15 protein-coding genes are annotated in these 16,267 nt (G+C 49.4%); 2 read left to right on the forward strand and 13 right to left on the reverse strand.

What is annotated here, in order from left to right:
• Window positions 1–3 precede the first annotated feature (3 nt).
• The 3 genes from LACPH_RS09800 to LACPH_RS09810 all read right to left on the reverse strand — a co-directional run bounded on the left by LACPH_RS09800 (window position 4) and on the right by LACPH_RS09810 (window position 2,959).
• Window positions 4–1,101, reverse strand: a complete 1,098-nt coding sequence (locus tag LACPH_RS09800; RefSeq protein WP_274785007.1) for a serine hydrolase domain-containing protein — start codon at window positions 1,099–1,101, stop codon at window positions 4–6.
• Entirely contained in the window at window positions 1,091–2,167 is a 1,077-nt protein-coding gene (locus tag LACPH_RS09805; protein ID WP_306386781.1) for an AI-2E family transporter, read from the reverse strand. The genes LACPH_RS09800 and LACPH_RS09805 overlap by 11 nt, the downstream gene beginning before the upstream one ends.
• Before the next feature lie 90 nt (window positions 2,168–2,257).
• Entirely contained in the window at window positions 2,258–2,959 is a 702-nt protein-coding gene (locus tag LACPH_RS09810; protein ID WP_306386782.1) for a class A sortase, read from the reverse strand.
• Window positions 2,960–3,127: 168 nt separating this feature from the next.
• On the opposite strand from LACPH_RS09810, the gene LACPH_RS09815 reads away from it, so the two are divergent.
• Window positions 3,128–4,585: an ISNCY family transposase gene (locus LACPH_RS09815; RefSeq protein WP_306386520.1), complete on the forward strand. Its 1,458-nt coding sequence runs from the start codon at window positions 3,128–3,130 to the stop codon at window positions 4,583–4,585.
• A 262-nt stretch (window positions 4,586–4,847) separates the two neighbouring features.
• Entirely contained in the window at window positions 4,848–5,258 is a 411-nt protein-coding gene (locus tag LACPH_RS09820; protein ID WP_306386783.1) for a GtrA family protein, read from the forward strand.
• Between the two features lie 91 nt (window positions 5,259–5,349).
• Here LACPH_RS09820 and LACPH_RS09825 read toward each other — a convergent pair whose 3' ends face one another.
• The 10 genes from LACPH_RS09825 to LACPH_RS09870 form a co-directional block, all read right to left on the reverse strand.
• The gene (locus LACPH_RS09825) at window positions 5,350–6,291 is read right to left on the reverse strand and encodes a diacylglycerol/lipid kinase family protein (protein WP_306386784.1); all 942 of its coding nucleotides are present in this window, start codon (window positions 6,289–6,291) and stop codon (window positions 5,350–5,352) included.
• 461 nt (window positions 6,292–6,752) lie between these two features.
• Entirely contained in the window at window positions 6,753–8,513 is a 1,761-nt protein-coding gene (gene spxB / locus LACPH_RS09830; RefSeq protein ID WP_306386785.1) for a pyruvate oxidase, read from the reverse strand.
• Window positions 8,514–8,767: 254 nt separating this feature from the next.
• Complete coding sequence (locus LACPH_RS09835) at window positions 8,768–9,673, reverse strand: glycine betaine ABC transporter substrate-binding protein (RefSeq protein WP_306386786.1); 906 nt, start codon at window positions 9,671–9,673, stop codon at window positions 8,768–8,770.
• Window positions 9,674–9,684: 11 nt separating this feature from the next.
• Window positions 9,685–10,536 (reverse strand): ABC transporter permease, encoded by an 852-nt coding sequence (locus LACPH_RS09840; RefSeq protein ID WP_010491791.1) that lies wholly within the window; start codon window positions 10,534–10,536, stop codon window positions 9,685–9,687.
• Window positions 10,529–11,752 carry a quaternary amine ABC transporter ATP-binding protein gene (locus LACPH_RS09845; RefSeq protein WP_049169143.1) on the reverse strand — a complete coding sequence of 408 codons (1,224 nt, stop codon included), beginning with the start codon at window positions 11,750–11,752 and terminating at the stop codon, window positions 10,529–10,531. Before LACPH_RS09845 ends, LACPH_RS09840 begins: the two co-directional genes overlap by 8 nt.
• Before the next feature lie 354 nt (window positions 11,753–12,106).
• A complete protein-coding gene (gene sfsA, locus LACPH_RS09850; RefSeq protein WP_049169144.1) occupies window positions 12,107–12,838 on the reverse strand; it encodes a DNA/RNA nuclease SfsA in 732 nt (243 codons plus the stop codon).
• 169 nt (window positions 12,839–13,007) lie between these two features.
• Window positions 13,008–13,469: a universal stress protein gene (locus LACPH_RS09855; RefSeq protein WP_087912570.1), complete on the reverse strand. Its 462-nt coding sequence runs from the start codon at window positions 13,467–13,469 to the stop codon at window positions 13,008–13,010.
• A 48-nt stretch (window positions 13,470–13,517) separates the two neighbouring features.
• Window positions 13,518–14,777: a carboxylate--amine ligase gene (locus tag LACPH_RS09860; RefSeq protein WP_047106406.1), complete on the reverse strand. Its 1,260-nt coding sequence runs from the start codon at window positions 14,775–14,777 to the stop codon at window positions 13,518–13,520.
• A 214-nt stretch (window positions 14,778–14,991) separates the two neighbouring features.
• Window positions 14,992–15,279 (reverse strand): type II toxin-antitoxin system HicB family antitoxin, encoded by a 288-nt coding sequence (locus tag LACPH_RS09865; RefSeq protein ID WP_306386787.1) that lies wholly within the window; start codon window positions 15,277–15,279, stop codon window positions 14,992–14,994.
• A gap of 12 nt (window positions 15,280–15,291) precedes the next feature.
• Entirely contained in the window at window positions 15,292–16,242 is a 951-nt protein-coding gene (locus tag LACPH_RS09870) for a hypothetical protein (protein ID WP_306386788.1), read from the reverse strand.
• Between the last annotated feature and the right edge of the window lie 25 nt (window positions 16,243–16,267).

Here is a 16,267-nt window from a genome sequence, read left to right on the forward strand (position 1 = left end):
GCACTATCGAACCAATGCTTCCAGATTCTGGGCTAACGTCACCGTATCTGTAGTCATGGTGTGATTACCGAATAACACAACGCCACTTGTTGCATTGGCGCGGAAATAAGCTAACGTACTGAAGCTTTCTGGATTGTCGTTGTACATGCCTTGCAATAACCGCTGATCATCTAGCCAGGCCACTCCGCTGGCATACCGATTACCGTCGGCATAATTGGCGGTGATCAGCTCGCGATACACTTTGGGCGGGATAATTTTCCCGGTTTCCGCGGCAATGATGACTTTCGCCAGGTCAGTCACACTCATGTACTCGCTGCCGCTGCCAAGTAGGCTCGACAAGAGTGCCGGGCTAAGATCATCAGGCTGGTAGCGGTCATCGTCTTCGGTGAGATAGCCTTGTGCTACGGGCATTTTTGCGGTTAGTTCATCAAAATTGCGGGTGTGTTGAAGATTTAACGGCGTCAGGATCGTTTCTCGCAATGTCGTCGCAAAACTTTTGCCGGTTACCTTGCGAATGATGCCGGCCAACAGCGCATAGTTCGCATTTGTATAGAAAAAGTCATGCTGACCGGTCGATCCTAGTTGCTGTAAATTCCAATCCAGTGACTTCGATTCCGACGTCAAAACATTGTCTGGCGTTAACTCATCCATCTGAATCCCGGAACGGTGATCAAGCAGTTGGCGAACCGTGATGTCCTTGCTATGGGCAATCTCCGGATAAAACTTCGCCAGCTTCGTCGTCAGCTTCAACTGGTGATTGGCCACTAACCGGCCGATCAGCAAGGCGGTCAGGTACTTTTCAACCGACGCCAACGGAAACATGGTGTCACCGGTATTGGCCAGCTTGCGATCATGATTTGCCTCGCCAACGCCACCGCTATACACAATTCGCCCCTGTTTGATCAATGCGATGCTGCCTCTGAAGTCAGTCTCGCGAATGAGCTTGCGGGCACTTTTACCTAATTGTGCCTGGGGAACCGGACGCGCCGTGATTTTGCGGGCATCGCGTTGATGTTGTATCCACACCATTGTCAAGCCACCTGCTGCAAGCACCGCCACGAGCACCCCGATCACGATCAACCAACGTTTTTTATGCGCCATCGCCGTCGTGCTCCTTTGGCTGCGGGATGCTGGCATATGTCGAGTGACTGGATTTCGTTCCGGCAATCTTTTTGACGCCTAACACATCGAGGAAGAACGTAAAAATCGGAATACCGACAATCAGACCCCATGTGCCAAAAAGTCGTTCGGCAACTAGCAGAATCACGAACGTAAAGAATACCGGCAACTGCGTCCGACTGCTCATAAACTTCGGATTCAGCACATAGGCTTCCAGTACATGGATCACGGCAATCATGATCAAAATGGTAATCACATCCTGCCAGCCGCCGACAGTATAGCCGATAATGGTCAGCGGAATCAACGATATGATCGCCCCCGCCACCGGAATCAGTGACAACAGAAAGACCATAATGGCCAAACTAGGAATGTTCGGCATCTTCAGGAATAACAAGGTAATCGTCGTAATGACCGTGTTGACCACCGCAATAAAAATCTGGGCTTCCATCACCACGCCAAAGGTATTGATGAACTTCATGGCAAAATAGCGCAAGTCTTCGAAGTACCAGCCAAACGGCGAATCCAGGAACAGCTGACCGAACTCAGGCAGGCTGTCCAGCTCGATCGTAAAGAAAAAACTTAAAATAAATGACAGAACCAGCGTCAACCCCATGGCACCAATATTGCCAGCATATTCGAGAACCGTCGACAGCCCGGTTTTAAGCTGCTCGGTCAGATTCAGACTCTTGGTGCTTGACAGTATCCATTGCATGACCTGATTATTCGCAAACGCATCGCTGTTATAAAAGTCCTGCACCGAGTTGAACAGCGTGATGGTTTGCCGGACAATTGCCGGTACATAATGCACAGCCGCATAAACCAGCCCCAAAAGAACCAATATGTAAACCGGCACCACAATGATAAACGGGCGAATATGAACATGCCGTTGCACCGCATGAACCAAGCGGCTGACCAAAAAGGCAAAAATAAATGTCAGCAAAATATCGCTCATAATACTGCGTGCGAACCATAAGACTAGAAATACCGAGAATAAAACAACGGTACGCCGAACCGGCACGTTGTTGATAAATTTTTCGTAAGCTGACATAGTCTCCCCCATTTAACATTCTTTACTCATTAAACTTTAGCCTGCCGCAAAAAGAAAAAAAGTGCAAGCATTCGCTCACACTTGCTTAAATTATAAGAAAATTTTCAAATTCTGACTGTTGGCGTCTTTAACCGATTGCAGCTCGCCTTGAACAATGATCCGATCCACTTCGCCTTCAGTCGGTGACGCACATGTGACCAACGTGATCAGTTTCTTGCCCGCCACATCATCGATCCATTGGACTTGGGTCTCATTAACAATCTGTTTAGTCGTCACCTTATACGTGTAGATGTGCTTCATATTCGTGATAACAACCGTATCGCCTTTTTTAACGTTCTTTAATGGCGAAAAGAGGATGCCTTGATTAGTCATATAGTGACCGGCTAACGCGTAATTCCCTTCGCCCATCTTTTGATCGGCCTTCATCGTTCCGGCGCCGGCACTCAGGTTATCGTTGGATAAACCCTTGAGAATCGGCAGCTTCAGGTTAACGCTGCTAATCGCAATTTTGCCGATGGGATGCAGATTACGCGTGATCGCCGCATTACCGACCGTATTGATATCCAACGCCTTGACGCCTTTAAAGTCAAACGTCGCTTGCTTCTTTTCATTTTTGTCAACCGTGTCCCGATCAATATGCGCCATCGTTGTCTGACTTAAATGATCAACCACAAATAACTTAATCGGTTCATTGAAGACCAGCGCTAAGCCAAGAAGGATACCGAGCGTGAAAATCGTCCGCCAAAGCCAACGATGCTTGCGCGGCGGTTGTTGCTTACTAGATTTTGTCATCGTCACCCTCCTTGGGAAAAGGATACCCTGAAATTTGCCGAGATTCAAGCACACCTATCGTACAAAAATAACGTTTGTCGACCGCAAGCGATATTGTCTTAAGTAAGCAGTTAGCCAAAGTGTCACAAAAACTGTAACCTCTTAGAAGATACATCTAGGAGGAATCACATGAAGAAGGTTGTCTTAACAATGAAAGAAGAAGAACGTTACCGAGTCATCAAAGCAGTGGTCAATGGTAAGACCTCCGTGCAACGCGCAGCCGTTAAGCTCAAGCGCTCCGAACGAACCATCTACCGATTGATCAAGCTTTACAAGCAACAAGGCAAAGACGGCTTTATCCATGGCAATGCCGGTCGTGAGCCCGCCAACAAACGCAACGCGCAACTCGAACGCCAGATTATTCGTCTGTACACCAACAAGTATGCCGGATTCAACATCGCCCATTTTCACGAGTTCTTAACCACTGCCGAACAAATCGCCATCTCCGAATCCTCACTCCGGCTCTTATTCAGACACCACCACATTCTCTCACCCAAAGCCCATAAAGCCACCAAGCGCCGAGTCAAGCGTGAATTAAAAGAAAAAGAAAAGAAGTCCAAGCTCCTATCCAAACGTGATGAAGCCACCTTGTCAGCCATCGAGGTCGTTGAAAACATCAAAGCCCATCCAGAACGTCCTCGGAAACATTATTCTGGTGAACAGGTACAAATGGATGCTTCCTGGGAGTATTGGTTTGGTACTCAAAAAACCACCTTACACGCAGCCATTGATGATCAGTCCGGGAACGTTGTCGGCGGCTACTTTGCCAAACAAGAAACACTCAGCGGCTATTATCATGTGTTTGCCCAAGTCCTTCGCGATTATGGCGCTCCAGCAGAATTCCTAACGGATCGGCGCACCGTGTTTAACAGCAACAAAAAAGAGGGCTCACCTTCGACCGAGAACCCTCTTACACGTTTCGGTTATGCCTGCCAGACACTTGGAACAGAACTTTCGGTCACCAGTATTCCGCAAGCCAAAGGCCGCATAGAACGTCTTCTGGAGACTTTTCAAGATCGGCTCACAAGTGAACTGCGGTTGCATAACATCACCACAATCGCAGATGCCAATCGGTTTTTGGTCGGCTTTATCAAGCGTTACAATGACCGCTTCGCATCTACCATCAAAAGTAGCATGTCGGTGTTTGATAAGCAACTAACACCCAAGGAAATTGACAATATTTTGATCATTGCCAATGAACGCAGCATCGGCCACGGACATTGTGTTCGCTTTGATAACAAACGCTATCTGCCACACCGGAATGGCGAATTGGTTTATTTACCCCCGCATACAAAGGTCTTAGTCATCAAAAGCTTCACGGGCAGACTTTATATGACCACTGATGATGACCAGGTGTACGACCTTTTCTGTGTGCCAAAAGAACAGTTCATGTCAGCCAAATTCGATCTTACGCCAGCTGCGGCACCAACTCCTAAACGAACCAAGAAAATCCCGGCAATCACGCATCCGTGGCGCCGCGCTAACTATCGCGATTACCTTGATTCTCTTGGCATTAACAGGACAAGGGTTAAACAGTTGGTCGCCGAACGATATCCATACAAGAATTCACAAGCGATTCAAGTCTAATTAGGATCATCTCGCGTCCAGTTTTCGGACGCATGTTTTATGGAATTTACTGTCAAAGTCGAAAATCGCTTGACAGCACACCTATCGTACAAAAATAACGTTTCAATGTGACTTATTAATTGTAAGTCATACCCGTACAAAAGTGCAAGTCACTTGATCATTCGCCGGCTGACGCACCGCTGCGATGCATGGTATACTGTGACGAGTTGCCATCATTCGGCCCGGCATGCGTGCCAAACCTAATACTAGAGGAGTATTTCCCTTGAAAACCCTGATTCAACTTTACCGCCGCTATGAAATGATCATCAACTACTTATTCATTGGCGGCCTCACGACCCTTATTAACTTTGTCACTTTTTTCGTGATGCGCTACTTTAGCATCGGCTTGGTGTTAACCAATACCACCGCGAATATCGTGAGTGTTATCTTTGCGTTTTTTGCCAATAAAAGTGTCGTCTTCCACAGCGATTATTCAAGTAAGAAAAAGTTTTGGTTTGAACTGACTAGCTTTCTGATTCTTCGCGGCGTGTCATTGCTGCTAGACAACTTCATCATGATCGTCGGCGTTGACTGGCTGCATGGCAATGAGATTCTGGTCAAAATTCTCGATCAGGTTATTATCGTGGTGGCCAATTATCTGTTCTCAAAATTAATTTTCGTGCGCAAGCGTTAACCGACCGGAAAACCAATGCCACCAGCGCTTTAACAAAATCACAAGTCCCTATCAACAGTCTGAAACATAGGCTGTCGATGGGGACTTTTTTTTACTTATTCGTTGGCAATAGAAACATTTGCGTCGTTTGCTGCAGCGTAACCGCGATTGGCGTCGTATACTCTTCACCATCCATTTGAATCGGCACCGTGGCCTCCGTGGCAAAGTCAAATTGATCGGCTTCGAAATGGTGGATGGCACGATGAACCGACCGACCGCTTAAAATGGCAGCCGCGACTTGAAGCAAGGTGCCAAGCTTTTCGCGGCGAACCTGGACCAGTGATAACCGCTGGCGTTGATCCATTGCGTCCGGGAAAAGGCGAATACCGCCGCCGAGAAACGGATGGTTGGTAAAAACATTCAAATAGGCGTTATCAGCGTGTTTCTCAGAGTGCCCGGCGACTTGCCACGTTGCCGCGAAACCTTTCTGCACCCGCAGCGCTTTTAAAATGCTGGCGCCGTAAGCAAATTGGCCCAACTTGAGGGCATTTAGCGTTCCTTTGTGCAGCGAATGATTGGTTTGGTAAACAATCTGCGCGTCCATGCCAATCCCAAAATTATTGATGAAATACTGAGTCCCATATTTGGCGGAAGTCGCAACCCCGATCCGCACCGGTCGCGGCATGGCGGTGACCAGAACCGCCGCGGCTTTTTTCGGATCCAAGGGTATTTGCTGAGCGCGCGCAAAGTCATCGCCCGTACCCGTCGGAACATAACCAATGGCCACTTCGGGATGACCGCAGCGTTGTAATCCATTCACAACATCATGCAACGTGCCATCACCACCGATGACAATCAGTTGTAGTTCGTCAAGACGACCATGATAGGCTTTAAGCAATTTCTCGGTCACAATCTGCGCATCACCTGGCTGTTGGGTTCGGTTCACCCGCAACGGCGCAAAGTGCGATTTAAGCAGCACCAACAACGCCGGCAACTCCTTCTTCCAGCGTGCATTACCCGCACTTGGATTCATAATAATTTCAGCAGAAAACATCCGGTTAGGCCATCCTGTCATTTAAGTCACGAGACAATTCATGCCATAGACGAATTGCCCGGTTATGTCACATGATACCATTTTCGGGCTCGGTGACCATTGATTGTGCTTCATGAACGTGGTAATGAATACAATCTAACACGCCTTCAGCGGTCAGGATATAAAAACGAACGCACACAATAGCAGCGCACGTTCGTTTAATGTCCACATACAAGCAATTTGTCAAACTGTTCAATCACTAGTGCCAAGGCGGAGCAATCGTAGGCGGGGCGGGCTCAGTGATGAAATCGGTCTTAAACGGGCGGTTTTCCCGTTTTAGACCAAGGTCGAGCTTTGAGACTCAGCCGGTTTTGCTGAGGCTCAAAGTCGTGCCCACCACGTTCCAGCCCAGTCCCGCCGGAGATTGCGGAGTTTGGCACGGCACGGAACTCATTGCCTGAGTTTTTCTCCTACTCACACAATTATCCAATCGGAACGTGATGCGCCTGCAGAAACTCACTGAACGGCACCAGCTTATCCGCATAGTAACGCTTCTTGAACGCTGCAATGGTCGGGGCATCGAAGCGGTCAGGATCCAGTTGCAGGTGCTCAACCGGAATTGGCCGTTCATTGGTAATTTTGGCATCAATCAGCGTCGGTTTGCCGGCAATGCGATTAGCCTCGGCTTCATCAAATGCATCGGCAAGTTCCGATACCTGCGTCACCGTGATGCCCGTCATCCCCATGCCTTTCGCGACCGTCGCAAAATCAATCGGCGGCATGTCGATACCGAACCACTCATGGCCGTCATCTTCCTGCTCGTCTTCGATATAGCCTAGCGCATTATTCGAGAACACCACATTAATAATCGGCAAATGGTACCGCACTTCGGTATCAAGATCCTGCATGACCATTGCTGCCGCCCCGTCGCCAGTCAAATTGAATACCTGCCGCTTAGGGAAACTCAACTGTCCCGCCAAAGCTGCTGGCAAGCCAGCGCCCATGGTGGCAAACAAACCACTGGTAGTCCAAGCTTGACGGCCCGTGACTTTCAGCAGCCGCACGGCATTCTGCGTTACATCGCCGACATCAATGGCAAAAATCGCATCATCCGTCGCTAACCGGTTAATTTGACCGAAGACTGGTTCAAACCGCATGTCACCAGTGGTCCGCTGCATCATGTCATCGTTGTATTGATGCCAGTTTTTCACGTTGTCGACGTTCGCCTGATACCAGCCGCTGCTTGGGGCATCATCGCTGCGGGCAATCATTTTCTCCAGCGTTGCCGGTGCATCTGCCAAAATGGCCACATCGGTGTGATGACGCTTGCCAAGCGTTTTTGGATCCGCTTCAATCTGAATGAACTTTGCTTTAGGCGAGAACATCACTTCGGCAAATGGATAGTTGGAGCCTACGAACATGATGAGGTCCGCAACTCGTAACGCTTCATTAGCCGGCTTCGACGCAACCCGAGCAGCCGATCCCAGCAACGCTTCAAACTCATACGGAATGATCGGTTTACCGAGTGCGGTGGTAATGACTGGCATCTGTAACTTTTTGGCTAGCGTCATGACGGTATCGGCCGCACCGCGAACTCCTTGGCCGACATACAACACTGGCCGGGAAGCCGCACCGATTAGCCGCAAAGCTGCATCAACCTGCTCATCACTGCCGGCCGCCAAAACCGGCGTTGCATGCGTTTCAGCCGCGCTATAATACCCGTCAGCCGGGATCGATTCTGCCGGTAAGTCGTTGGGGATGATCACCACAGCAGCACCACGAGCGGCATAAGCACGGCGAATGGCTTCATCGATCACATGGGGTAGACTGCGCGCGGTGGTCACAGTGCGCGCATAAACGGCGCCGTCTTGAAACATCGGATCCTCATCCAATTCCTGGAAGAAATCGGCGTTCATAAACCGCTGCTCGACCTGTCCCACCAAGAATAGCGTCGGCACTTTATCCATTTTGGCATCATAGATTCCTTGGAAAAGGTGCGTCGCTCCGGGGCCGGCTGATCCAAATGCCACGCCAATATGACCGGTGAGCTTACCATCAGCAACAGCTGCCAGTGCCCCGACCTCTTCATGCCGGACATGAATATATTTGATCCGCGCCTGCTCTTCATCCAGCGCATACATCATGTTATTAAACGTACCGCCGGGAATGCCGTAAAGATGCGTCACGCCCCAACTTTCCAAAGTCCGCAATGCAGCAATTCCGGCTTTTATCGTCTCAACCATCAGAAACCCTCCTCATTTAAGTGAGCGTGAACCGGTGCGTATATGAAACTGCGCCGATGAACGCGTTATGGTGAACACTTCAAGAAAAACTGTTACGAATGAGTTAACTTTTCATAACATTAGATACTTCTTCGCGGTTATCGTAGTCATTAAAAGCCTAGAAGGCAAGCCATCTGCTCATTAACCCACCCAACAAAAAAACCAAGGAAGCCATCCGCAATCTTGCGAGCGACTCCCTTGGCGTTAACGATCTTCTATTTCTTCAAATCTTCAATACTGTTAATGTTCTTCATATACTTCGGCACAGCCAACCCAACGCGAGCACCGTCCATGTTGACGCCAAGATCAACGACTTGATTCTTGTAATCGGCGTATAACTTGGCAGCCGTGTTAGGCAACCACGCGGAAACCTGCGCATCTGCGGCCTTAGTCGCCACCGATGCCCAGACCGGTTGCGGCTCCATCGCGCGAATCGTGACCTTGTAGCCGACTTGGCGCAAGACCGTTGCCACAACATTGGTGGAGGCAATTTCCGAATCCCAGGCAATGTACGTTAACGTCAACTTAGGATGTCCGTTGACATGACTCGCACCTTTCGTCCATTCGGCGACCTGCTTAGGATGCTTCTTAACGAAGTCTTTGGCAGCATCAGCCGGATCCTGGCCATTGTTGACGGCGAGCATCACGCTGGAAATTTCTTTTGGCGTCCAGTGAAACTGATCCAATACCTGATAGGCTTGCGGATCATCCTGCTTGAGTCCTTTACGCACAATCGTATGGATCTGCTCGGTTTTACCATAAACATTTTTAGGATCCTTCAGAAACTTCAACGGAAACTTCGTGAACATCCAGTGCGGCGTCCAACCGGTGACCACAATCGGCCGTTTGTCGGCAATCGCCTTTTTCAACGTGCTGGTCATGGCTGCGGTTGAACTCGGCTGCAGCTGCCAATTTTTATCCGCCAGTCCGTAAGCTTTCAACGCCTTATCCGTGCTGGTCATAATCCCGGCACCGGCATCGATCCCTGTAATCGTATAGTTGATCTGCGGCCCTAATGGCTTGTTGGCATCGTACTTAGGCTGGGTGCTGCTGCATGCCGCCAGCAGCAAGACACTTGCCATCATCGCCATGGTTGCGATGATCTTTTTATAAAAACGCAAACGACCACCTCCTAGCGCGTGCGATTGAGGCTTTGGGTGATCCGGTCCAAAATGATCGCCAAAATGACAATCGCAAGGCCGGCGACAAAGCCACCGCCAGCATCATTACGTCCAACGGCAAAATAGACTTTGGTTCCCAGGCCCATCGCCCCGATCATGGACGCAATGACGACCATCGACAGCGCCAGCATCATGCTTTGGTTGATGCCGGCCATAATCGTCCCGCGGGCAAACGGCAGCTGCACCTTGATGAGCTGCTGCCAACTAGTTGCGCCAAACGCAACGGCTGCTTCGTTCAGATCGGCCGGTACCTGATCAATGCCAAGCTGGGTCATCCGAACGGTTGGCGGCATGGCAAAAATCACCGAGGCAACCACCCCGGGCACCATCCCGATGCCAAAGAACGCAACCGCCGGAATCAAATAAACAAAGGCTGGCATGGTCTGCATGAAGTCCATCAGCGGTTTCACGATGGCAGACACCGTTTTGCTTTCCGCGGCCCAGATACCGAGGGGAATACCGATCACAATGGCTAACAGACTGGCTGTTAACACAAGGGTGAGCGTTTGGGTCATGTCGCGCCAGAAACCGAGATTCCAGATCAGCAGTAAGCCCAGCAGTTCAAAAATCAACAGACTCCGATACTTCTGATCCCGTTTCAGATACCATGTCAACGCCATAATCAGCACGATGAACAGCCAAATCGGAATTAAATCGAACACGGCCTGAAAAGCGTTCACAATGCTGCCGATGAAGTTCGTCAGCACCCCGAAGAACCCGGAAAACTGGGTTAACCAGGCCACGAACGAATCGATCCAGTGGGCCAACGGTAAAGTCGGAATATTCATGAAAAGATTAAACATTGACATTGACCTCCTGTCCTGCCAGTGCCCCTAACACGGCACCGCGAATGATGATGCCGCGTAACCGGTCACGATCGTCGATAACGGCATACGGAACCGAAGTCGTGGAAACCGCGTCAAGCAGATCGGCCAGTGGCGTATCCATTTTGGTTGTCGGCACATCGGTTTTAACGATATCCTTCAGATCCTTCTTGCCGGCATCAATCGCCGCTCGTACATCATCCGCATCCAGAATCCCGACCAGTTTCCGTTGGGTATTCACCACATACAGACTAGAAATCTCGTTATCCCGCATGCGCCGTGCCGCCAACCGCGGACCATCCTTGTCAATGTTGACCGTATTGGCCCGAATCATGACATTAGCCGCCGTGTAAACCTGACTGCGGTCCACGCCTTCGATAAATTTCTCAACGTAATCGTCAGCTGGCTGACTCAGGATTTCTTCAGGGGTACCGATCTGGACGATTTCGCCGTCCTTCATGATCATAATGTGATCGCCAATCCGCAACGCCTCGTTCAAGTCGTGCGAAATAAACACAATCGTCTTATGCATGTCTTCCTGCAAATCCAGCAGTTCATCTTGCATATCCCGACGATTCAACGGATCAAGCGCGGAAAAGGCTTCGTCCATCAACAGGATCTCGGCATCACTGGCCAAGGCACGCGCCAAGCCAACCCGTTGCTGCATCCCGCCAGATAATTGATCCGGATACTGATCGGCAAACCCGTTCAGGCCAACCAGGTCGAGCGCTTTATTGGCTTTGGTTTCGCGTTCATCTTTATCCATACCTTGAATTTCCAAACCAAAGGCGGCATTTTGCAACACGGTTCGATTCGGCAAGAGTGCAAACCCTTGGAACACCATGCTGAGTTTCTTACGCCGAATCTCGCGAATACCTTGTTTGTCCATTTTGGCAATATCGTCACCGTCAATCAGCACCTGACCGGCAGTCGGTTCAATTAACCGATTCAACATCCGCAAAGTCGTTGATTTCCCGGATCCGGAAAGTCCCATAATCACGAAGATTTCGCCGGTTTTAATCGAAAAGTCCGCCCGATCAACGCCGACCGTTGCGCCGGTTGCTTTTAAAATTTCCGGCTTGGTTTTGCCATTTTTCAGCATTTCCTTAGCGCGGTTAATTCGTTTACCAAAAATCTTGGTCAACCCGCGGACTTCGATTTTGGTTTCTGCATCACTTTCAATTTTGTGTTGCATCCGTTCACTTCTCCTCTCGGGGTCACCGCTTTTTGACAAGCGTGTACCCAGTACTGTTTGCTTAAAGCTATTTGCTATGCCTTGTGTTACTTGGCGTCTTATTTAAGAAACAGTTGTCATCGAATTGAAACAATGCTAACCATTGTAAAGATCATTTGTGTGTGATTCAAATCACGGAATCTCATTTTCATTTTTCGCCAAGAACTCAGCGTCTTCGAGTCCACGATTTTTCCGCCATCAAAAAAGCCCTCATCTGCATAGGATTGAGGGCTAGGGACGATTAATGACCCGGTAGCAATGCTTAAATAAAATTGTCAAGTCAAAATGAAATTTTTATGAACGAGTTTTCATTTTTCACAAACTCGCCAAGTCGATTTCTGTAAACGGAAGCTGTTCATCAAAGGCAATTTTGTGTCCTAACGTAATGGCATCGGGACCGGTTACCGTATCATATGCCAACACCCGAACGCCGGCTTGCTTAGCGTTGGTGATCGCGGTGACCAGCTCGGGAAAACGATCCCGATAAATGGTCATCTCCTGAATATCTGGCAACTGTACGATGAACACCAAAAACGCCTGGTAGCCTTCTGCCTGCGCCATCATCAAGGTATGGACATGCTTCAATGCGCGAGTCGTCGGGGCATCGGGAAATGCGGCTAACGAGCCATTCGCTAACGTCACGCCTTTGGTTTCGACAAACCATGGCTGCCCATCTGCAGCTGTGCCGGCAAAATCCAGTCGGGAATCCCGCCAAGTCGTCTCCGGATGAACCGTATACGGCAACGTCAACCCCGGCAGTATCAAGGTTCCTGTTTCCAAGCATTCCTTGGCCACATGGTTCGGTGCCAGACTGTCAATATTGATCCAGCGATTTTGCCGCTGCACGGCTAAAAGATCGTAGTGCGTTTTGCGGTTAGGGTTGGCCACATGGCGAACACTGGCAAGCGAACCGGGAATCAGAATTTCCTTATTGCGGCCGGTATTGTTCATGTGAACTGGCGTCGTCACGCCCTCTAATTCAATTTCGACCGTGAAACGGCTAACCCGGCGAATAAGTTTGCCGACGCTGACGTTTTGATAATGCATGGGATGCCTCGTTTCTGTTAGTTAAGGGGTGGTCTTCCAGCAATTGCGTCGAGCGTACGCTGGACTGTTTGCTTGCTATCCGTCGCCAGTCTGCGCTCAAAAAGCAGCCCCGAACTCTTTTTTGGAGTCGCGACGGCTGCTTGTTGTGATGTGTGATGCTTTTACAATATTAGCGAACGATAATGACAGATACCGACGCATCACGTGCCACTTCACTTGCCACGTGTCCGAGACGTAACCGACCACGGCGCACGTGCGAACCCATGATGACTAAGTCTGGTTTGAATGCAGGAATGACTTCATCAAGCAACGCTGCCGCCGGACGGCCCTCTGCTACAATCGGTTGGGCTTTTTGAACGCCGAAATCACGCGCTTTTTCAACATAAGTATTCAGGTTCTTGGCCATCTTTTCCCGTGCTGCATCAACATCGTCAGGTGTCAATGATTGGAAAATGTTCAAATCGCCGGTTTCCAGAACCGAAACAATCCCCAGCGGAATATCGTAAATCTTGGCGACCGTGCAGGCGTAGTTCAATGCCTTGCGCGAGGAGTCGTCGTCATCATCATCGACCGCCAACAGCAGTCGATTATAATGCACGGATTCAATCGTTAAATCATTTTCAGTAACCAACAGAAATGCCCCCTTGCAAGTTTAGGTATCCCTAACAAAACTATTCTATCACACATTACCTTTGTTTTCCGAAAAATACTGCTTAAACCGGCCAACGTAATTGTGAAACATGTACTTAAGCAATATCCAGCGTTTGAAGGTCATATCCGGCTTGTAAAAGACCGTCGTCCCGTAACGTTTTTCTTTGATGAGCTGCAACGCTTCCCGCTTGGCTTCATTATCGGCGGAATATTGCTTGAAGACCCGCTCCGGCACGCCCAGCCATAGCTTGTATTTGCTGCGGTCAGCATTACCGAAAACCGTCGGAGCATCCTTGAGATCACCGACAATATAATCGCGAACCGGCCAGCTGGCAAGATTGTAGCCATTTAACGTGACAAAGAAACTGCTGCGTCCCTGGCGGATGTTGATTTCAAACAACTTAAAGGTGTTGTCGCGGTGATCATATTTCATATCAAAGTTGGCAAAACCCGTAAACTTGATGGCTTCCAGGAAATCCTTGATTTGATCGTACAGCTTCTGATCGAACGCCGGCATAATCGCCACATAATTACCGATTGAAGCCGGCGTCGGATCTTCCAGCAACGGGTGTCCCAGACACATCATTTTAACGTGATGATATTGATCCACGTAACAGTTCATGGTGCGCATGTTGCTATCATCGCCGGGAACAAAATCCTGCAAGATCAGATCCGACGTGTAGCCATTGTCATAAATTTTGGCAATCGTGTTGGTCAGCTCAACCTGTGAGTGGATCGTGAACGCCTTCTTACGTCCTTCAAAATGGATGTTCAACCATTCCACCGAATCAGTCGGTTTAAGCGCCACCGGAAATTCAAACGGTGCCGTAATCGTAGCGTTGCTTTCGTACATCGACTTGGTGACGATTTTGGTCGCAGGATACGGCAGATGATATTCCTCGCATACCTGATAGAAGCTTTCCTTGCTATTCAGACGCTTCAGCAAATCATAGTCAACATAAGGGCAGATGAACCACTGACTCAATTCGTCTTTATGTTTGGATACCAGTTGCGCATATGTATCGCCGCACGCAATTAAGAGTAGTCGACCTGCCGAAGCCGCATGCAGGTGCGCGATTTCACGCATTTTTTCGATGAACGTGGGGTCGGAATCAAACTGCTTAATCAGATGGACATTCACGATACGCGAAAAACGCGTCGGCGCAAGCTGTTCACGTGCATAAACATCAATCGCACCGCCGATCATCTCGTGGAACGAACGCGCCATCCCGTACACGTTCATATCACTGCCAAGCAGAATGGGGGTAAAACTGGGTGCATCTTTCATCTGGATGATAATCTCCTCGTTCGATAGGTTCAGGCTCATTACGCCTGCGCCTTGAAATTTTCATTGAAAATGCAGCCGCAATCAGTGACGTGGTTGTTGCCGGCTGCATATGACATTCCCGAAGCGATGGTTGAAGCGGTTCAACTTTTCGCTCGTCGCTCTCGAATTATACCATACTGGCAATATGCATTCATGAAGATACTGGTAGTGTGGTTCAAAACTGTTTCAGCTGCGCCATATCGACCGTGATGTACACAATGCTCTGATTAGCTGCCAACAACCAATTCGACGGATCTTGAACTGGTGGATAAGGTTCACCATCCAGCATGGTTGCGATGGCATCCACAGCCTCTATGGCCGCTTCTTCACGCGTTGTTCCTTCGGTCACCATTCCTTTAATATTTGGGCTGGTGACTGTAAAATAATGGCCGTCTTCATCATTAAATTCGGTGAAAATGGTTGGATAGACTAGAACCGATGATTTGATAGGCTCTTTTTTCATGGCTATACTCCTTTAGTCAGACATCTCTGCTTGGTCCGCTTTCTCAGCCAGATACGCAGCGATCTCTTCTTCCGTGGGTGGATGCTTACTGACCCACCCCATGTGAACGGCTAATTGTTCTTCCTTCGGGACAGTTGTTAATTCCGTGATGCAGGCAAGTGCGCGCTGCCGATACGAGGCCCTTACCGCGATGATTTGCCCGACTTTCAATTCACCTCTAAGCCGCCCCGGAATACTAAAACGATGCGGTTTGCCTTTTAGACCCACCGCAACCACCGTGTTATAAGGGCTGATCATATTGAGTTTCTCTTCTTTTGGCAAACCGGTTGCAAACACTTCGAGGATAGTTCGGACTGAAAAGTCAAGCGCCCCGTCGCCGTGCCACAGTTGTAAAATTTCTGGCGTCGTCAGGCGTTTTATCACGCCCTCACCTAGCGCAGTAGCAACGGCGGCCCCCGTTTCTTCCGCCGTGATCAATTTCAGTTGTTTTAGCTGGTCCAGCAGCATAGACAGACGCTTTAGAGACAAACTGATGACTTGATCGCCAACCGCTATTTGAACGTTGTGCTGCTCGTCTTCTATCACCCCGGTATGCTTGACAAGCAAAAGCATGTAAGCAAGGCCACCCACTCGCAACGTATTGTTGGGGCTGGCCAGGCAGCCCCGAATCATTTCACGGAGTTCGCCGAAGTTAGCAGTATTTCGCAGATCAAAGTTGAAACCTTGGTAACCGGCTTGGCGATGATCGCTAATTCTCAAGTGCCAAAGCCGTTTGCCATCAGTAATCAGGCTGTACCGGCTGTTGGTGGTAAACGAATAGACGAATAACAATTCATGCTGATCAGGCCCCAACGCCGCTTTAATCGTGTCATGAATAACCTGCGACAGGCGACTCGCGGTCGTGTAATACCAGTGCTGGCCGATGTTGATCAGTACCCGCTCGTTAGACTTAATCCGCTCCATCCGTTCCGTCCTTTCTGGTCTTGAT

Source organism: Lacticaseibacillus parahuelsenbergensis, assembly GCF_030770265.1.
GTDB lineage: Bacteria > Bacillota > Bacilli > Lactobacillales > Lactobacillaceae > Lacticaseibacillus > Lacticaseibacillus casei.